At 58.4% G+C, this 19158-nt stretch carries 17 protein-coding genes; 3 read left to right on the top strand and 14 right to left on the bottom strand.

Going from position 1 to position 19158, the window contains the following annotated elements; translation table 11 throughout:
* Window positions 1-21 precede the first annotated feature (21 nt).
* The 4 genes from glmM to rlmE all read right to left on the bottom strand — a co-directional run bounded on the left by glmM (window position 22) and on the right by rlmE (window position 5007).
* Complete coding sequence (glmM, locus tag HLUCCO03_RS01510) at window positions 22-1365, bottom strand: phosphoglucosamine mutase (RefSeq protein WP_027833211.1); 1344 nt, start codon at window positions 1363-1365, stop codon at window positions 22-24.
* Window positions 1362-2195, bottom strand: a complete 834-nt coding sequence (gene folP, locus HLUCCO03_RS01505; RefSeq protein ID WP_027833212.1) for a dihydropteroate synthase — start codon at window positions 2193-2195, stop codon at window positions 1362-1364. Before folP ends, glmM begins: the two co-directional genes overlap by 4 nt.
* 93 nt (window positions 2196-2288) lie before the next feature.
* Complete coding sequence (gene ftsH, locus HLUCCO03_RS01500) at window positions 2289-4232, bottom strand: ATP-dependent zinc metalloprotease FtsH (RefSeq protein WP_292016590.1); 1944 nt, start codon at window positions 4230-4232, stop codon at window positions 2289-2291.
* Window positions 4233-4386: 154 nt separating this feature from the next.
* Window positions 4387-5007, bottom strand: a complete 621-nt coding sequence (gene rlmE, locus HLUCCO03_RS01495; protein ID WP_027833214.1) for a 23S rRNA (uridine(2552)-2'-O)-methyltransferase RlmE — start codon at window positions 5005-5007, stop codon at window positions 4387-4389.
* Between the two features lie 156 nt (window positions 5008-5163).
* Between rlmE and yhbY the strand changes: the two genes are divergently transcribed.
* Window positions 5164-5472, top strand: coding sequence for a ribosome assembly RNA-binding protein YhbY (gene yhbY / locus HLUCCO03_RS01490; protein WP_027833215.1), 309 nt, complete (start codon window positions 5164-5166; stop codon window positions 5470-5472).
* Window positions 5473-5626: 154 nt separating this feature from the next.
* Here yhbY and greA read toward each other — a convergent pair whose 3' ends face one another.
* The 7 genes from greA to grpE all read right to left on the bottom strand — a co-directional run bounded on the left by greA (window position 5627) and on the right by grpE (window position 15523).
* Window positions 5627-6106: a transcription elongation factor GreA gene (gene greA / locus HLUCCO03_RS01485; RefSeq protein ID WP_081813594.1), complete on the bottom strand. Its 480-nt coding sequence runs from the start codon at window positions 6104-6106 to the stop codon at window positions 5627-5629.
* A 4-nt stretch (window positions 6107-6110) separates the two neighbouring features.
* On the bottom strand, window positions 6111-9326 hold the full coding sequence (gene carB, locus HLUCCO03_RS01480; protein ID WP_027833217.1) for a carbamoyl-phosphate synthase large subunit: 3216 nt from the start codon (window positions 9324-9326) through the stop codon (window positions 6111-6113).
* Entirely contained in the window at window positions 9326-10450 is a 1125-nt protein-coding gene (gene carA / locus HLUCCO03_RS01475) for a glutamine-hydrolyzing carbamoyl-phosphate synthase small subunit (protein ID WP_027833218.1), read from the bottom strand. Before carA ends, carB begins: the two co-directional genes overlap by 1 nt.
* 406 nt (window positions 10451-10856) lie before the next feature.
* On the bottom strand, window positions 10857-11666 hold the full coding sequence (gene dapB / locus HLUCCO03_RS01470) for a 4-hydroxy-tetrahydrodipicolinate reductase (RefSeq protein WP_292016589.1): 810 nt from the start codon (window positions 11664-11666) through the stop codon (window positions 10857-10859).
* A gap of 11 nt (window positions 11667-11677) precedes the next feature.
* Window positions 11678-12802 (bottom strand): molecular chaperone DnaJ, encoded by a 1125-nt coding sequence (gene dnaJ, locus HLUCCO03_RS01465; protein WP_027833220.1) that lies wholly within the window; start codon window positions 12800-12802, stop codon window positions 11678-11680.
* Window positions 12803-12880: 78 nt separating this feature from the next.
* Entirely contained in the window at window positions 12881-14806 is a 1926-nt protein-coding gene (gene dnaK / locus HLUCCO03_RS01460) for a molecular chaperone DnaK (RefSeq protein ID WP_027833221.1), read from the bottom strand.
* A gap of 111 nt (window positions 14807-14917) precedes the next feature.
* On the bottom strand, window positions 14918-15523 hold the full coding sequence (grpE, locus tag HLUCCO03_RS01455; protein WP_027833222.1) for a nucleotide exchange factor GrpE: 606 nt from the start codon (window positions 15521-15523) through the stop codon (window positions 14918-14920).
* A 243-nt stretch (window positions 15524-15766) separates the two neighbouring features.
* Between grpE and recN the strand changes: the two genes are divergently transcribed.
* Complete coding sequence (recN, locus tag HLUCCO03_RS01450; RefSeq protein WP_027833223.1) at window positions 15767-17446, top strand: DNA repair protein RecN; 1680 nt, start codon at window positions 15767-15769, stop codon at window positions 17444-17446.
* A 113-nt stretch (window positions 17447-17559) separates the two neighbouring features.
* On the opposite strand, the gene fur is transcribed toward recN, so the two are convergent.
* Window positions 17560-17970: a ferric iron uptake transcriptional regulator gene (fur, locus tag HLUCCO03_RS01445; protein ID WP_027833224.1), complete on the bottom strand. Its 411-nt coding sequence runs from the start codon at window positions 17968-17970 to the stop codon at window positions 17560-17562.
* Between the two features lie 122 nt (window positions 17971-18092).
* On the opposite strand from fur, the gene HLUCCO03_RS01440 reads away from it, so the two are divergent.
* On the top strand, window positions 18093-18419 hold the full coding sequence (locus tag HLUCCO03_RS01440; RefSeq protein WP_027833225.1) for an outer membrane protein assembly factor BamE: 327 nt from the start codon (window positions 18093-18095) through the stop codon (window positions 18417-18419).
* Window positions 18420-18426: 7 nt separating this feature from the next.
* Here HLUCCO03_RS01440 and HLUCCO03_RS01435 read toward each other — a convergent pair whose 3' ends face one another.
* Together HLUCCO03_RS01435 and HLUCCO03_RS01430 are read right to left on the bottom strand one after the other, a co-directional pair.
* Complete coding sequence (locus tag HLUCCO03_RS01435) at window positions 18427-18708, bottom strand: RnfH family protein (protein ID WP_027833226.1); 282 nt, start codon at window positions 18706-18708, stop codon at window positions 18427-18429.
* Window positions 18705-19151 (bottom strand): type II toxin-antitoxin system RatA family toxin, encoded by a 447-nt coding sequence (locus HLUCCO03_RS01430; protein ID WP_027833227.1) that lies wholly within the window; start codon window positions 19149-19151, stop codon window positions 18705-18707. Before HLUCCO03_RS01430 ends, HLUCCO03_RS01435 begins: the two co-directional genes overlap by 4 nt.
* Window positions 19152-19158 lie beyond the last annotated feature (7 nt).

Below are 19158 nucleotides of genomic sequence, written 5' to 3'. Positions count from 1 at the left end.
CAACTGCCCCCGGGCACAAAATCAGGCCCGGGAATTCTCCACCACAACAGCAAGTTCCTCGGCAATCTTTACAATTTCCGACTCGTCCTGACCCTCCGTCATAACGCGGATCAGGGGCTCGGTACCAGAGGCCCGCAACAATACCCGGCCACTGCCACCAAGCCTGGCTTCGGCAGCTGCGACTGCACTGACAATATCCTTGCGCCCGAGCGGATCAAACCGCTTGTCGACACGCACGTTGATCATCTTCTGCGGCAGTTTGCTCATGCCCTGGCGCAGGTCCGCCAGCGAGCTGCCTGCCCGACTGATCGCCAGCAGCACCTGCAGTGCCGATACAATACCGTCCCCGGTACTGGTGCAGTCACGGATCACCATGTGCCCGGAGCCTTCACCACCCAGCAGCCAGCCCCTGTCGATCAGCCGCTCCATCACGTAGCGGTCGCCCACCCTGGCGCGCTCAAAATCGATGCCCTGCTCTCTCAAAGCCAGTTCAACCCCGAGATTGGTCATCAGCGTGCCCACAACGCCACCCTGGAGGGTGCCCGCCGCGTGGCGCTGGGCGGCAATGACGAACAGCAACTCGTCACCATCCACTTCAGAGCCGTCGGAATCCACCATCAGGACCCTGTCACCATCGCCATCAAACGCAATGCCGAGGTCGGCCTTTTTGTCCAGCACCGCCCTGCTCAGGGTCTCCAGATGGGTGGATCCGACATTGAGGTTGATGTTCAGGCCATCGGGGTCACCGCCAACCACCGAGACCTTTGCACCCAGCTCCCGAAAAACCTTGGGGGCCACGTGATAGGTAGCACCGTTGGCGCAATCCAGAACGATATGCAGACCTTCCAGGGAAAACTCGTTGGGCACGGTACTTTTGCAGAACTCCACGTAGCGCCCGGGCGCATCATCCACCCGGAACGCTTTACCCAGCTCTTTCGAGTCGCATACCTCAATGGGCCGGTCCAGCCAGCGCTCGATCTCGGCCTCGAGGGCGTCATCCAGTTTGGTACCGGCGGGAGAGAAGAACTTGATGCCGTTATCATGGTGCGGGTTGTGGGAGGCACTGATCACGATGCCCGCGGACGCACGAAAGGTTCGCGTCAGATAGGCAATGGCCGGTGTGGGCATGGGGCCAAGCAGCTTCACGTCCACTCCGGCCGCTGACAGGCCGGATTCCAGGGCAGACTCGAACATATAACCTGACAGGCGAGTGTCTTTACCGATCAGCACACTGTTGCGCTGACCATCTCGCTTGAATGCCTGCCCTGCGGCCCAGCCCAGGTGAAGCATGAAATCCGGCGTGATCGGGTATTCCCCTACCCGCCCCCGGATGCCGTCCGTGCCGAAATATTTTCTGTCACTCATTGCCCTGCTTCCTTCATCGCCTTTACTACCTTAACGGCATCAACCGTTTCCCTGACATCGTGAACGCGAATGATCGATGCACCCTTCATGGCGGATATTGTCGCGGCAGCGAGGCTCGCGGGCAAGCGCTCACCGACTTCCCGGCCGGTGATGTGGCCCAGCATGCTTTTGCGGGACAAACCCACCAGTACAGGGTGCCCCAGCAGTTGCAGCTGTTCCAGAGACGCCAGCAACTGCAGATTGTGCCGGAGAGACTTGCCGAATCCGAAACCCGGGTCCAGGATGATGTTTTCAGGCCGCACACCCGCCATTTCGATGATCCGCATCCTTTCCGTCAGGAACGAACTGACCTCACGCCGCACGTTACGGTAGCGTGGATCGTCCTGCATGGTATCCGGCTCGCCCTGAATATGCATCACACATACCGGAATATCAGCCTTCGCCGCGACTTCAGGCGCACCTTCACGTTGCAGCGCCCTGACGTCATTGATCATGCCTGCGCCCAGCCTGGCCACTTCTTCCATCACCTGCGGCGAACTGGTGTCTACCGACACAACAACATCCAGTTCCCTGGCAATGGCCTCAACCACGGGACAAACCCGCTCCAGCTCTTCTTGCAGGGGCACCGGAGTTGCACCCGGGCGGGTGGATTCGCCACCGACATCGATAAAGACGGCTCCGTCCGCCGCCATTTCACGAGCCCGGGCCAGGGCAGCATCCACCTTGTTAAACCGGCCGCCGTCGGAGAAAGAATCCGGCGTTACGTTGAGTATTCCCATGACATGGCAGCCAGACATACCCAGCTCTTTGCCAGCGAAGTTCATTTGCATAAGCAACCTTCAGTGCAACCTGCAAAAACAAACGCCGCCCCGGAAGGGGCGGCGTAAATGGGTCAGTGATCTCCGGTGCGACATTACACCAGGTCAGTGCTCACCGGCCGGGCGACCAACGCCGGGCTGGCGACCGTCATCCGAATCCTTCGGAGCAGGCGCTTGCTCCGGTTCATCGGCCGGCACTCCACCGGAAGGACCGCTGTCGCCCCAGCCTTTCGGTGGGCGCGGCTCACGGCCTTCCATGATGTCATCGATCTGGTGCCGATCAATGGTTTCATACTTCATCAGGGCTTCGGCCATCAGGTCCAGCTTTTCACGGTTATCGATCAGCAGCTGACGGGCTTTCTCGTAGCAGCTGTCGATAATGTTACGGACTTCTTCATCAATCCGCTGCGCCGTTTCCGGAGAGTAGACTGTCTGTGCCTGACCGGCTGAGCGGCCCAGGAACGGCTCTTCACTGTCAGTGTCGTACTGCAGAGGACCGAGCTTCTCAGACAGACCCCAGCGGGTAACCATGTTCCGTGCCAGGCTGGTGGCCCGCTCGATATCGTTGGACGCGCCAGTGGTCACGCCATCGAAGCCAAGGGTCAGCTCTTCCGCGATACGGCCACCAAACAGGCTGCAGATGGAACTGATCAGGAAGCGCTTGCTGTGGCTGTACTTGTCTTCCTCCGGGAGAAACATGGTGACACCCAGGGCCCGGCCGCGGGGAATAATGCTCACCTTGTAGACCGGGTCGTGCTCGGGCATCAGGCGCCCGACAATGGCATGGCCAGACTCGTGATAGGCGGTATTACGCTTCTCTTTCTCGCTCATTACCATGGACTTGCGCTCGGCGCCCATCATGATCTTGTCCTTGGCGAGCTCGAACTCCTCCATGGACACCAGACGCTGGTTACGACGGGCGGCAAACAGGGCTGCCTCGTTCACCAGGTTGGCCAGATCGGCACCGGAAAATCCGGGGGTACCGCGGGCGATCAGCTTCGGCTCCACGCCATCGGCCAGGGGCACTTTCTTCATGTGCACCTTGAGGATCTGCTCACGGCCAATGATGTCCGGCAGGCCAACCACCACCTGGCGGTCAAAGCGGCCCGGGCGAAGCAACGCCGGATCCAGTACATCGGGACGGTTGGTAGCTGCAATGACGATAACGCCCTCATTGCCTTCAAAACCGTCCATTTCCACCAGCAGCTGGTTCAGGGTCTGCTCACGCTCATCGTGACCGCCGCCCATGCCAGCGCCACGATGGCGACCAACGGCATCAATCTCGTCGATAAAGATGATACAGGGGCTCTGCTTCTTGGCCTGCTCGAACATGTCACGGACACGGGAAGCACCGACACCGACGAACATTTCCACGAAGTCGGAACCGGAGATCGAGAAGAATGGCACCTTGGCCTCGCCAGCGATGGCCTTGGCGAGCAGGGTCTTACCGGTACCCGGCTGGCCGACCATCAGTACGCCCTTGGGAATGCTGCCACCAAGGCGCTGGAATTTGCTGGGGTCACGGAGGAAATCCACCAGTTCCTTGACGTCTTCCTTGGCTTCATCCACACCGGCCACATCGCCGAAGGTGGTCTTGATCTGATCCTCGCTCATCAGGCGGGCCTTGCTCTTGCCAAAGGACATGGGCCCTTTGCCACCGCCACCCCCCTGCATCTGCCGCATGAAGAACACGAACAGTGCAATGATTATGAGAATCGGGAAGGCTGCCACCAGCAACTGGGTCCAGAGGCTTTGGCGCTCCGGCTCCTTGCCGATGACTTCCACTTGATTGGCCAGCAGATCGTCCATCAGCTTTTCATCAGACAGCTGAGGCCTGATGGTCTGGAACTGGGAACCGTCACCACGGACACCCTGAACCTGCAAGCCGTCGATGGTTACCTGACGGACCTGTCCGTCCTGCACCATCTCCACGAACTGCGAATAATTGACCTGTTGGCCGCTGGTGGTGGGAGTGAAATTCTGAAACACCATCAGCAGTACGGCGGCTATAATAAGCCAGAGAACCAGATTTTTTGCCATATCGTTCAAGGATCATCACCTGTGAATTGAAGGATCGCCCCGTCAGGAGAAAGCCTTTTCTGACACCTTACACCAATTGTACGCCCGTCCACCAGAATCGGCCCATCCGTATCGACCACTGCAGGGTGTCATTTCCCATGGCCATTTCCGGACCGGAGGCGGGTCAGCCCTTAAATCCCTTGCACACCTGATATATTTCCCTGGATCTTGCCCGGGAGGAGTCAGGCTTCCTGCTGACTACGGTGCCAAAACTCTTGCGCATCTCAGCCAGCAGGGCGTCGAATCCCTCTCCCTGAAATACCTTTGCGACAAACACACCACCTGGCTTCAGCACCTGCTGCGCCATATCCAGCGCCAGCTCTACCAGGCCCATGGCGTTGGGAATATCCACTGCCGCCATACCACTCATGTTGGGTGCCATATCCGAAATTACAACATCAGCGTGTCGATCTCCCAGCAATTCCAGCAATTCGTCCAGCACCGACTGTTCGGTGAAATCCCCCTGGACAAATTCCACGCCGGCGATCGGGCTCATGTCCAGAATATCGCTGGCAATGACCACGCCACTGTCGCCCACCCGCTCCGCAGCCACCTGGGACCACCCGCCGGGGGCGGCACCGAGATCCACAACCGTCTGACCCGGCCGGAATAACCGGTCTTTCTGGTCAAGCTCAATCAGTTTGTAGCTGGCACGGGAGCGATAGCCGTCTTCCCGGGACTTTTTGACCCAGACATCGTCAAAATGTTCCTTCAGCCAGCGATCACTGGTTTTCGAACGGGCCAAGTCCAACCTCCGAAAAACGTGCTTCTGCAGGGCATGAATACGTGGTAATTGCCATTTCTCCGGCCCGGCGATCTGTTACAATCCCCCGATTATACGGAATCGTCAGCCATTTCGCCGCTGACCTTTTGTTAATTGCATCCATAAAGAGATTACATAATGAGCCTTTCGCCAGAACAGCGCCGGGAATACCGGGGCATTGCCCATAACCTGAAGCCAGTCATCATCGTTGGCGACAAGGGCCTGACAGAAGGGCTGCAGGAAGAACTTGAACGGGCCCTGAACGACCATGAGTTGATCAAGGTCAAGGTGGCCAGCCAGGACCGCGAAACCCGCCAGGAGGCGGTCGCCGCCCTCTGCGAGGCCTCAGGCGCGGAACTGGTACAGACCATCGGCAAGATCGCTGTGATCATGCGCCGTGCGAAGAAACCCAACCCTAAACTGTCCAATCTTCTTCGGACCAGGTAAGGATTTGCCACGAAAGACTCGGGAAAAGAAAGGACAGTGAGTATTCGCCACGAAATCCACTAAAAAACACGAAAGTAATACCCACTGCTTTTAAAGCGATTACTCTTTTTTCGTGTTCTTTAGTGGATTTCGTGGCAATAACGCTTTCACACCCTCAGATGTGCTCTACCTGCTCGATTTCATACTCGACGGTACCCGAGGGCACCCGGATGGCCACCACATCTCCCTCGCTCTTGCCAACCAGCGCCCGGGCAATTGGCGATGAGATCGACAGCTTCCCGGCCTTGATATCTGCCTCGTCTTCCCCGACGATCTGGTAGGTCACCTGCTCGTCAGTGTCTACATTGAGCAGACGCACCGTTGTTCCGAAAATCACCTTCCCGGTGTTCTCGATGGTGTTGACGTCGATGACCTGGGCCGCGGACAGCTTGCCTTCGATTTCCTGGATGCGGCCCTCGATAAAGCTCTGCTGTTCACGGGCGGCGTGGTATTCCGCGTTCTCTTTCAGGTCGCCGTGTTCACGGGCGTCGGAAATAGCCGCGATCACCCGGGGACGATCCTGGGACTTCAGTTTCTGAAGCTCCTCACGGAGGCGGGTTTCACCCGCCTTGGTCATGGGTACTCTGTCAGCCATAGTCTTACTTTCCTGCGTGTAGATCCTGAAGGCGGCGCACAGTGCGCTCGGGGCCGAACTTAATCGCCCGGCAAAAAGCCTCGCCGCCTGCCAGTGTCGTTGTATAGGTTACCTTGGACTGCAAGGCCGACTGGCGAATCTGTGCCGAATCGGAAATCGCCTTGCGCCCTTCGGTGGTGTTGATGATCAGCTGAACCTGGCCATTCTTGATGGCATCCACAATGTGCGGACGCCCTTCCCGGACCTTGTTCACCCGATCAACGGTAATACCCGCCTCTTTCAGTGCCCTGGCAGTACCGGTGGTCGCAATCACCTTGAAGCCGGCGTCGACCAGGTCCTGTGCCACCTTGGCAGCACCGGGCTTATCGACATCGCGAACGGACATAAAAGCCGTGCCCTTTACAGGCAGACGCTCACCGGAAGCGAGGGCCGCCTTGGCAAAAGCCTCATCGAAACTGTCCCCGATGCCCATCACTTCACCGGTGGACTTCATTTCCGGCCCCAGAATCGGATCCACGGCCGGGAATTTGTTGAACGGGAACACCGACTCCTTGACGGAATAATAGGTCGGAACAATTTCCTGCGTGAACCCCTGCTCCGCCAGGGACTTGCCCGCCATCACCCGGGCCGCAACCTTGGCCAGGGATACACCGATCGCCTTGGACACAAACGGAACCGTACGGGACGCACGGGGATTCACCTCAATAACGTAAATCCGGCCATCCTGCCAGGCCAGCTGAACATTCATCAGGCCAATAACATCCAGCTCGATGGCCATCTTGCGCACGGCTTCGCGCATTTCATCCTGCACATCTTTTGGCAATGTGTAGGGCGGCAGGGAGCAGGCTGAGTCACCGGAGTGCACGCCGGCCTGTTCAATATGCTGCATGATACCGCCGATCACCACATCCTTGCCGTCGCTGATGGCGTCGATATCCACCTCGATGGCGGCATTCAGGAAGTGGTCCAGCAATACCGGGCTGTCATTGGAAACCAGCACCGCGTTGCGCATGTAGCGAACCAGCTCTTCCTCATCGTAGACGATCTCCATGGCCCTGCCACCGAGGACATAGGACGGTCGAACCACCAGCGGATAACCAATCTCCCGGGCTGCCAGTATGCCTTCCTCGTGACTGCGCACAGTGGCGTTCTCCGGCTGGATCAGGCCCAGGCGGCCGATCATCTGCTGGAAACGCTCCCGGTCTTCGGCACGGTCGATGGCGTCCGGGCTTGTGCCAATGATGGGCACGCCCGCCGCCTCCAGGCCACGGGCCAGTTTGAGCGGGGTCTGGCCTCCGTACTGGACAATCACGCCTTTGGGCTTTTCAACGTTGATGATTTCCAGCACGTCTTCCAGAGTAATCGGCTCGAAGTAAAGACGATCGGACGTGTCGTAGTCGGTGGAAACCGTTTCCGGGTTGCAGTTGATCATGATGGTTTCATAGCCATCCTCGCGCATGGCGAGGGCGGCGTGAACGCAGCAGTAATCAAACTCGATGCCCTGGCCGATGCGGTTGGGACCCCCGCCGATAACGACGATTTTCTCCCGGTCAGACGCATCCGCCTCGCACTCTTCCTCATAGGAGGAGTACATGTAAGCTGTGGAGGAGGCAAATTCCGCCGCACAGGTGTCTACCCGTTTGTAAACCGGACGGATATCCATATCGTGGCGGAGCTTGCGCATACTGACTTCGGAAATGCCCAACAGTTTCGCCAGTCGCGCATCGGAAAAGCCCTTGCGCTTGAGACGGAACAGGGTATCGCGGTCAATATCCGCCTTGCCGGCAGACTTCAGCGCATTCTCTTCCCTGATCAGGTCCTCGATCTGTACCAGGTACCAGGGATCCACGTGGGTATTGCGGAACACATCATCAACCGTCATGCCGGCACGGAAGGCATCACCGATGTACCACAGGCGCTCGGCACCGGGCACGTTCAGTTCCTGGGTGAGGGTTTCCCGACCGTCGGTGGTATCCAGGTCCACCTTCTCTTCGAAGCCGTCAGAACCCACTTCCAGACCACGCATGGCTTTCTGCAGGGATTCCTGGAAGGTACGCCCGATGGCCATGACCTCGCCCACGGACTTCATCTGGGTGGTCAGACGGGCATCGGCCTGGGGGAATTTCTCGAAGGTGAAACGCGGGATCTTGGTCACCACGTAATCGATGCTGGGCTCGAACGAGGCCGGTGTGACACCACCGGTAATTTCGTTACGCAGCTCATCAAGGGTATAGCCGACCGCCAGTTTGGCTGCCACTTTGGCAATCGGAAAACCGGTCGCCTTGGAGGCCAGGGCCGAGGAACGGGAAACCCGAGGGTTCATCTCGATGACCACCACCCGGCCGGTATCCGGATTGACACCGAACTGCACGTTGGAGCCACCGGTTTCCACACCGATTTCACGCAGCACCGCCAGCGAGGCGTTGCGCATGATCTGGTATTCCTTGTCGGTGAGGGTCTGGGCCGGGGCCACGGTAATGGAGTCACCGGTGTGAACACCCATGGCGTCAAAGTTCTCGATGGCACAGACGATGATGCAGTTGTCGTTCTTGTCGCGGACAACTTCCATCTCGTACTCTTTCCAGCCGATCAGGGATTCATCGATCAACAACTCATTGGTTGGTGACAGGTCCAGGCCACGGGTACAGATTTCTTCGAATTCGTCGCGGTTGTAGGCAATACCGCCGCCGGAGCCACCCATGGTGAAGGATGGACGGATGATACAGGGAAAACCGATGTCATCAGCCACTTCCCAGGCCTCAGCCATGGAGTGGGCGATGGTGGCACGCGGGCACTCCAGACCAATCTTTTTCATGGCCTTGTCGAAACGGTCGCGGTCCTCGGCCTTGTCGATGGTGTCAGCATTGGCACCGATCATTTCCACGCCGTGTTTTTCGAGGATGCCGTGCTTTTCCAGGTCCAGCGCACAGTTCAGCGCCGTCTGCCCGCCCATGGTGGGCAGCAGGGCATCCGGCTGCTCTTTCTCGATGATCTTTTCGACGGTTTTCCAGGTGATGGGCTCGATGTAGGTGGCATCCGCCATCACCGGGTCCGTCATGATGGTGGCCGGGTTGGAGTTGACCAGGATAACCCGGTACCCCTCTTCCCGCAGTGCCTTGCAGGCCTGGGCTCCGGAGTAGTCAAACTCGCACGCCTGCCCGATCACGATGGGGCCGGCGCCCAGGATCAGAATGCTTTGAATGTCGGTACGCTTCGGCATCAACGTGCCTCCATCAGGCGGATAAATTCATCAAACAGTGGTGCCACATCGTGGGGACCGGGACTGGCTTCCGGGTGACCCTGAAAACTGAACGCGGGCTTGTCGGTACGGCGAATGCCCTGCAGGGAGTCATCGAACAGGGATTTATGGGTAGCCTCCAGGTTGTCCGGCAGGCTGGCCTCGTCCACCGCAAAGCCATGGTTCTGGCTGGTAATCATCACGGTACCGTCTTTGAGATTCTGGACCGGGTGGTTGGCACCGTGGTGGCCGTGGCCCATTTTCACGGATTTTGCACCGCTGGCCAGGGCCAGCAGCTGGTGGCCGAGGCAGATGCCGAATACCGGGATCTCGGTTTCCAGCACTTCGCGAATCGCGTTGATGGCGTAGTCGCAGGGCTCGGGATCACCAGGGCCATTGGACAGGAAGATGCCGTCCGGATTCATTGCCAGAACCTCGGAGGCAGGGGTCTGTGCCGGTACCACGGTAATGTCGCAGCCACGGGAAGCCAGCATACGCAGGATGTTGAGTTTCACGCCATAATCCCAGGCCACCACCTTGAATTTCGATTCCGTGCGCTCACCGTAACCGCTCTCGATGTTCCACTCGCTCTGGCTCCAGGTCCAGGTTTTCCCGGCGGTGACTTCTTTTGCCAGGTCCATACCCTTGAGCCCGGGGAAAGCGTTGGCCAGTTCCAGGGCGCGCTCGGCGGTGGCATCCGCACCGGCAACCACGGCGCCATTCTGGGAGCCCTTGTCCCGCAGGATCCGGGTCAGGCGGCGGGTGTCGATGTCGGCAATGCCGACGATGTTGTTGGCCTGCAGGTAGTCCTGCAGCGACCCGGTGCTGCGCCAGTTGCTTACCAGCAGGGGCAGGTCACGGATGATCAGGCCGGCGGCCTGGACGCGATCGGATTCGATGTCTTCTTCGTTCACACCGGTGTTGCCGATGTGGGGGTATGTCAGGGTGACAATCTGGCGGGAGTAGGACGGGTCGGTCAGGATTTCCTGGTAACCGGTCATGGCGGTGTTGAACACCACTTCCCCACTGGTTTCCCCTTCAGCGCCAATGGCGGTGCCGTAAAACAGGCTTCCGTCTGCGAGTGCAAGGATGGCTGGTGTACTCAAGGCTTGTATCCTCATCGAGTGGCGTACAGGTTCGTCACGAACGGGAACGCAAGCGCAAATTCAGGTTGCAAAAAAGCGAGACTGAGTGAAAACCCGGTCCCGCTTCTTGAAAACTTTTCGATGATACGCTTGGTGCAGTTAAACCGCGTCATTGTAAGAAATATGGGGCTTTGTGTCCACGCTCATTTGGCAATGACGCAGGCTCCGGCCGGCGCCCGGGGATTGCCATCCGGGAGACGCTACAAGCACATCCATGTGCGCTTGACGTAAGCCATCCCTGGCTTACGACACTCCCGGATGGCAATCCCCGGCCACCAACCTCAGAGTTGGCCTGAAACCGCCGCATCCACCGTAGGTCGGATTAGAGGCCCCAGCCTCGTAATCCGACAACCCAGGTCAAAACCCCTTACTTCAACCCCAAAACATCCTGCATGTCATACAACCCGGCCGGCTTGCCATCCAACCACAGCGCCGCCCGCATGGCCCCCTTGGCAAACGTCATCCGACTGCTCGCCTTGTGGGTGATCTCGATGCGCTCACCCTCGGTGGCAAACATCACGGTGTGGTCGCCCACCACGTCCCCGGCACGAATGGTTTCAAAACCGATTTCCTTGCGGGTACGCTCGCCGGTGAAGCCTTCGCGGCCGTAGACGGCGCATTCTTTGAGGTCGCGGCCGAGGGCATCGGCGACGACTTCGCCCATGCGTAATGCGGTGCCGGAGGGGGCGTCTTTTTTGTGGCGGTGATGGGCTTCGATGATTTCCACATCGTAGTCGTCGCCCAACGCTGCCGCGGCGGTGCGCAACAGGTTGAGGGCGACGTTGACGCCGACACTCATGTTGGGAGCGAAGACCACCGGGGTCTTTTCGGCTGCCAGGGCCAACTGCTCTTTTTCAGCGTCGGTCAGGCCGGTGGTGCCGATAACGATCATCTTGCCGTTTGCCTTGCAGAATTCAGCGTTCTCCAGGGTCAGGTCCGGGAAGGTGAAGTCCACCAGCACATCGAACTGGTCTTTCACCTCGGCCAGGCTGCCTGCCATTTTGACGCCGGTTTTGCCGATGCCGGTCATTTCGCCGGCGTCGGCGCCAATGAGACTGCTGCCCGGCTCGACGACTGCTGCGCCGAGCGTCAGCCCTTCGGTACCGTCGACGGCTTCGATCAGCACTTTGCCCATGCGCCCTGCCGCGCCGATGATCGCTACCCTTATGTCGCCCATATCACCTGTCCTCAGAATTTCATTTCGTCGAAAAAGTTTTTCACGCCCTCAAACCAGGACGTTTTCCTGGGACCATGCTTGTTACCATCGCCGCGATTCAGGGTGTCCTGGAATTCTTCCAGCAGCTCTTTCTGACGCTTGGTGAGGTTGACTGGTGTCTCCACCACCACACGACACAGCAGGTCACCGGACGGGCCTCCACGAACAGGGCTGACACCCTTGTTACGCAGGCGGAACAGCTTGCCGGTCTGGGTTTCCGGCGGAATCTTGAGTTTCACGCGGCCATCAAGTGTTGGCACTTCCAGCTCCCCTCCGAGGGCGGCGTCAACGATGCTGATGGGGACTTCGCAATAGAGGTTCCGGCCGTCGCGGGTGAATATGGAGTGTTCGCGCACGGCGATCTGCACATACAGATCCCCTGGCGGGGCCCCATCAACGCCCATTTCGCCCTCGCCAGAGAGGCGAATGCGGTCGCCGGTGTCCACACCAGGGGGCACCTTGACCGAGAGGGTTTTCTCTTCCTGGACACGGCCTGCGCCATGACAGGTTTTACAGGGGTTCTTGATAACCTTGCCGGAACCGCGGCAGGTGGGACATGCCTGCTGCACTGTGAAGAAACCCTGCTGCATGCGAACCTGCCCCATGCCGTTACAGGTACCACAGGCTTCCGGCCGGGAGCCTTTTTCGGCGCCACTGCCATCGCAGGTCCCACACTCGGTGTGGCCGGGAATCCGGATCTGTACGGTTTTCCCTTTTACGGCTTCCTCAAGATCCAGCTCCAGAGTGTAGCGCAGGTCCGCACCGCGGGTGTTTCGGCCACGGCCGCCGCCACCAAAGATATCACCGAACACATCTCCAAAGATGTCGGAGAAGCTGGCGCCACCACCGCCAAAGCCACCACCGGCCTGACCATCAACGCCTGCGTGGCCGAACTGGTCGTAGGCCGCACGCTTGGAGGAATCCGACAGTATCTCGTAAGCTTCGCTGGCTTCCTTGAACTTGTGATCGGCGTCCTCGTCATCCGGGTTCCGGTCAGGATGATACTTCATTGCAAGCTTTCGGTAGGCTCGCTTGATCTCTTTTTCATCCGCTTCCCGGGACAACCCGAGAATCTCGTAATAATCGCGCTTGGCCATGCTCTAAAACCCTGTTTTTAAAACGAGGAAAACGCGGGAGAGCTCCCGCGTTTTCCAACTGCCTGATGAACTTCAGTTTTATCGCTTGTCGTCGTCTTTGACTTCTTCAAACTCGGCATCGACGGCGTCATCGCTGGAACCGGACCGGGCACTCTCTTCGCCCCCGGCCTTCTGCGCCTGCTCCGCCTGGTCCGCGTACATCTTCTGGGCCAGTTCGGAAGATGCCTCTGTCAGTTTCTGAGTCTTGGCCTCGATATCGTCCTTGTCAGAACCGGTCAGTGCTTCTTCCAGTTCTTTGATGGAAGCCTCGATAGACTCCTTCTCGCTCTCGGTTACCTTGTCACCGGCATCGGCCAGGGTCTTGCGAACGGTGTGAACCATCGCGTCGCCCTGGTTACGGGCCTGGACCAGTTCCTCGAACTTGCGGTCTTCTTCGGCATTGGCCTCGGCATCGCGGACCATCTTCTCGATTTCGTCATCGTTCAGGCCGGAAGAGGCCTTGATCACAATGGACTGCTCCTTGCCGGTCGCCTTGTCTTTGGCGGACACGTTCAGGATACCGTTGGCATCGATATCGAAGGTAACCTCGATCTGCGGCGTGCCACGGGGCGCCGGCGGAATGTCCGCCAGGTCAAAGCGACCCAGTGACTTGTTCTGTGCCGCCTGCTTGCGCTCACCCTGAACCACATGAATGGTCACGGCCGTCTGGTTGTCATCCGCAGTAGAGAAGGTCTGCGACTTCTTGGTCGGGATCGTGGTGTTCTTGTCGATCAGCGGCGTAGCCACACCACCCATGGTTTCGATACCCAGGGTCAGCGGGGTTACGTCGAGGAGCAGAACATCCTTCACGTCACCGGAGAGCACGGCCGCCTGGATGGCAGCACCCATGGCCACGGCTTCGTCCGGGTTCACGTCCTTGCGCGCTTCCTTGCCGAAGAAGTTCTTCACCTTCTCCTGCACCAGCGGCATGCGGGTCTGGCCACCGACCAGGATAACCTCGTCGATTTCACCGATCTTGGCGCCGGAATCTTCCAGCGCGGTGCGGCACGGTGCCAGACTGCGCTCGATCAGATCTTCCACCAGAGACTCAAGCTTGGCACGGGTAACCTTCACGTTCATGTGCTTGGGACCGCTGGCGTCCGCCGTTACATACGGCAGGTTAACGTCAGTCTGCTGGCTGCTGGACAGCTCGATCTTTGCTTTCTCGGCCGCTTCCTTCAGGCGCTGCATGGCCAGGGAGTCACCGCGCAGATCAATGCCGCTGTCTTTCTTGAACTGATCAGCAAGATACTCGATCAGTTTCATGTCGAAGTCTTCACCACCCAGGAAGGTGTCACCATTGGTGGCCAGTACTTCAAACTGATGCTCGCCATCAACGTCGGCGATCTCGATGATGGAAATATCGAAGGTACCACCACCGAGGTCGTAGACGGCTACGGTGCGGTCACCGCTCTTCTTGTCCAGGCCATAGGCCAGGGCTGCCGCGGTCGGCTCGTTGATGATGCGCTTCACGTCCAGACCGGCGATCTTGCCGGCGTCCTTGGTGGCCTGGCGCTGGCTGTCGTTGAAGTAGGCCGGCACAGTGATAACCGCTTCGGTCACTTTCTCGCCCAGGTAGTCCTCGGCAGTCTTCTTCATCTTCTTGATGACTTCCGCAGATACCTGCGGCGGCGCCATCTTCTCACCCTTCACTTCCACCCAGGCGTCGCCATTGTCTGCCTTGGTGATTTTGTAGGGCACCATCTTGATGTCTTTCTGGACCACGTCGTCTTCAAAACGGCGACCGATCAGACGCTTGATGGCATACAGGGTGTTGTTCGGGTTCGTCACCGCCTGGCGCTTGGCAGACTGACCTACCAGCGTTTCACCGTCTTCGGTATACGCGATGATGGACGGGGTGGTGCGATCACCCTCGGCGTTCTCGATAACCTTGACCTTGTCGCCATCCATGATGGCTACACAGGAGTTTGTGGTTCCCAGGTCGATACCAATGATCTTACTCATGTATTTGCTCCAATTCGGTTGTTCAATTCAGTTCCGGCTAGTTCAAAAGCTGTTCCGGTATACCCGGTGCGCTGCCTGTTTACTGGCTATATTGGCGCGTTAATCTGCTTTTCAAGCCTGTTCGTCGATTTTTGGTGCATCCTCGGCCTTGGCAACCACCACCATCGCGGGGCGGACCAGCCGCTCATTCAGCATGTAGCCCTTCTGGACCACGGCCACTACGCTGTTGGGTTCTGCGTCGGGCGCCGGCACCATGGACATCGCCTCATGCCGCTGGGGGTCGAACGGCTCACCGACGGGGTTAAGCTGCTCGACATTGAACTTCCTGAGGCTATTCATGAACAGATTCAGGGTCATTTCGACCCCTTCACGAATAGAAGCCACCAGCTCACCGGCGTCTTCATGGCCTTCGGTGCTTTCCACAGCCTTCTCGAGGCTGTCTGCCACTGGCAGAAGCTCTTTTACAAACTTTTCCAGTGCGAACTTGTGAGCCTTTTCCACATCAATTTCAGCGCGTCGACGCACATTCTGCATCTCCGCCTGGGAGCGCAGCATCTGCTCCTGGAATTCCTGCGCCTGCGCTTTTAATGCCTCGATCTCACCTTCGGGAGAGCTGTCGGACGCATCGTCTGCGGCACCTTTCTCCTGCCCGGCCGCCCCGGCGGACTCCTTCAGCTCTTCCTCAACCTGTTCGTTACGCTTCTCGTCAGCGCTCATGGCAACTCCTGCTTGGTCGTCGACGGCCATAACAACGGCCGGTTAACAATTGCTCCCGGCCATAGCAGGCCGAAAAAACGTGTTTGCGAACGGATATGGGGCCCGTAACGAATGTTTCAACCGTCAGGGGCATCATTCATTCAGAAAATCCTCGGCGATATTTGCAAACAGCAAAAACCCTGTATATATTCACAGTCACTGTATGTAAACACAGTATTCAGGAATCGAGCGGAGGATATCTGCATGCTCACACAGCTCACCGTCTCCAATTACGCCATTGCCGAAAGGGTTGAACTTCAGTTTGGAAAGGGCATGACGGCCCTGACCGGTGAAACCGGTGCCGGCAAATCCATCGTACTGGACGCTCTCGGCCTTGCCATGGGTGGCCGCGCTGACGCCGGCGCCGTGAGGCATGGGGCCAAGCGTGCAGATATCACCGCCACCTTTGATGTTTCCGCCATCCCGGAAGCTACCCAGTGGCTGGAAGCGCACGAACTGGACGATGACAGCGAGTGCATCCTGCGCCGGGTAATCAGCAAGGACGGCCGTTCACGGGCCTTCATCAACGGGCAGCCCTGCCCCCTCGCACACCTGAAGGATCTGGGCAGCACCCTGATGGACATCCACAGCCAGCACCAGCACCAGTCACTGCTGCGCAAGGAAACCCACCGCAAACTGCTGGATGAATTTGCCGGCGCGGAATCCCTGGCAGAACAGACCAGGGAAGCATGGAAAACCTGGCACAGGACTCACCAACGGTTGACCGAACGCCGTCAGAACGCCGATGAAGCAGAGGCCCGACTGCAACTGCTGAGATACCAGGTAGAAGAACTGGACCGCCTGGCCCTGGAAGAAGGCGAGCAGGATCAGTTGGAGAAGGAACAGGAACAGCTCAGCCACGCCGACGCAGTGCTGCATGGCAGCCACCAGGCCACCCTGCTGTGCACCGAAGACGACAACAGCGCGGCAGACCTTGTGAGACAGGCACTGCAACAACTGGAACAACTGCCAGTGGAAGTACCGGCACTGGCGGAAACCATCCAGATGCTGAACGAGGCGCAAATCCAGATCACTGAAGCCGGCGATAACCTGCGGCACTTTGTGGAGGATTACGACGCAGACCCGGCGAGGCTGGCTGAAGTGGAAGAGCGCCTGAGTGCCATTTACCAGATGGCGCGCAAGCACCGCATCACTCCGGAAAAACTGCCGGAATTCCATCGGGCGCTGAGTGCCGAACTGGCCTCCCTGGATGACGGCGAAGGCAGCGTTGAAAAACTGGAAGCCGAACTGGAAGAACACCGCAAACGATTTAACGAGCTGGCCACACAATTATCAGATGCGCGCCAGCAGGCTGCGGCCAACCTTGACCAGCGCATCGCGGAAGAGCTGGCTCAACTGAGTATGCCGGCGGTCCAGTTTGTGACCCACCTCAATCGGAACAAGGGTGACGAACCGGCGCCCCACGGCCTGGAAGATATCGAGTTTCTGGTCAGCGCCAACCCCGGTCAGCCAGCCCGCCCCCTGGCCAAGGTAGCCTCCGGCGGCGAACTGTCGCGCATCAGCCTGGCTATTCAGGTGGTGGTAGCCCAGACCTCAACCACGCCAACCCTGGTCTTTGATGAGGTGGATGTTGGCATTGGCGGCGGAACCGCTGAAGTAGTGGGTCGCCTGCTGCGAAGCCTGGGAGAGAACGGGCAGGTCCTGTGCGTGACACACCTGGCCCAGGTGGCCGCCCAGTGCCATCAACACCTGTTCGTCAGCAAGTTCACCGAAGCAGACGCTACCTATTCCAGAATCGAGCCGCTGGACGACGATGGCAGGGTAACTGAAGTGGCCCGTATGCTGGGCGGAGTGGATATGACGGAACACACCATTGCCCACGCCCATGAAATGTTCACCAAGGGCCAGGCAACTCACCACTGAAGAATGGCTAGTGGTAAACGTATTCCCCTCTCGATCCTGAGAGTTGTTGGGGCGGGCTTAACACCCGCCCCTTTTTTCTTTTCCGGTTTTCGGCCGGAGCCGGCGTCGAGGATTCAGGACTTGATGGGTTTGACGTAGAGAATCAGGCTGTGATCCACAATCTCATAGCCCCGCTCCGCGGCAATTTTCTTCTGCCGCTCTTCGATAATATCGTCAACGAACTCAATCACCTCACCGGTCTGCGTACAGACCATGTGGTCATGATGGTCGTCGCCGGCCATCTCGAACACCGCGTGCCCGCCCTCGAAGTTGTGGCGCAGAACCAGCCCCGCAGCTTCGAACTGGGTCAGCACCCGGTAAACGGTTGCCAGGCCCACGTCATCACCCTGCTCAAGAAGCTTTTTGTAGACATCCTCGGCACTGAGGTGGTGTTCCTCCGAGTTTTCCAGGATATTGAAGATCTTCACTCTCGGAAGAGTGACTTTGAGACCAACTTTCCGCAGTTCGGTGTTTTCGGATGACATGTTACGATTCACTCTTTGGTGTGCCTCACGGCTTCCGGTATGATGGAGCCGCATGTTAACGGTCAGACCGTGTCACACCTGCCCCTGGCAGGCGATTTCAAGATAGAGGATTTCCCCCGGCGATGCAAAAGATCACAGCTCTCATTCTCACTCTCATCATGACTGGCTGTGCCTTTCCTGGTGTGTACAAGATTAACGTACAACAGGGAAACGTACTCACTGACGAAGAGCTGACCTCACTGTCCGAGGGAATGTCCCGCAGCCAGGTCCATTCCCTGCTGGGAACGCCCCTCATGACCAATCCGGTTGACCCCTCCCGGGAATACTACGTGTATACCTTCCAGCGCAGTGGCGGCGACATTGAGGAACAGCGCGTTATCGTCTACTACGAAAACGAGCAATACTCCCATTACGAAGCACAGCTGCTGGACGAGACGCCGGCCTACTGAGCCGGGCTCAGGTCTTCTTCTTTGCCCGGTTCAGCCGGGCCTGTTTGGGATCAATTTTCAGCGGCCGGTAGATTTCCACCCGGTCGCCCTGCCGCAGCTTGTGGGCAGACGGATTCTTGATCACCTTGCCAAAGATACCCATATCGTCCTTTTCCGGATCAATTTCCGGAAAAACCTCGGTAATACCGGAGCGTCGCACAGCCTCCACAGCGGTAGTACCTTCGTCAACCTGCAAACGGATGATCTCCTGCCTGTCTGGTCGGGCGAACGCCACTTCCACATCTATCAAGACGCACCTCCGCGGTAGAGTTCGTCAGCACGGCGACAGAATGCATCTACCATTGTGTTCGCCGCCTGACTGAACACCGGCCCGAACGTCATTCGCGACAGGGATCCGGAAAACTCGAACTCCAGGGTGAGAATAACCTTGCAGGCGTTGTCATCAAGGGACCTGAAATGCCAGCGCCCACTGAGATTCCTGAACGGCCCGTCCACCAGGTTCATTTCAATGGTATCGGGAAGCAACAGCTGGTTACGAGTGGTCAGGCGATGACGAATACCGCCCTTTGCGATATCCATGGAAGCCACGATCTGGTCGCCGGTCTCTTCGTGTATTTCGGTGTCGGCACACCAGGGAAGAAATTCAGGGTAGCGGGCCACATCGTTGACCAGGTGGAACATACGATCTGCCGGATGCATAACCAGCGCGGTTTTATCGATCTGATGGGGCATTAGAGGC

This window comes from Marinobacter sp. HL-58 (genome assembly GCF_001314605.1).
Taxonomy (GTDB): Bacteria; Pseudomonadota; Gammaproteobacteria; order Pseudomonadales; family Oleiphilaceae; genus Marinobacter.
Note: the sequence above shows the minus strand (reverse complement) of the source record. Positions and strands in the feature narration are given on the sequence as shown.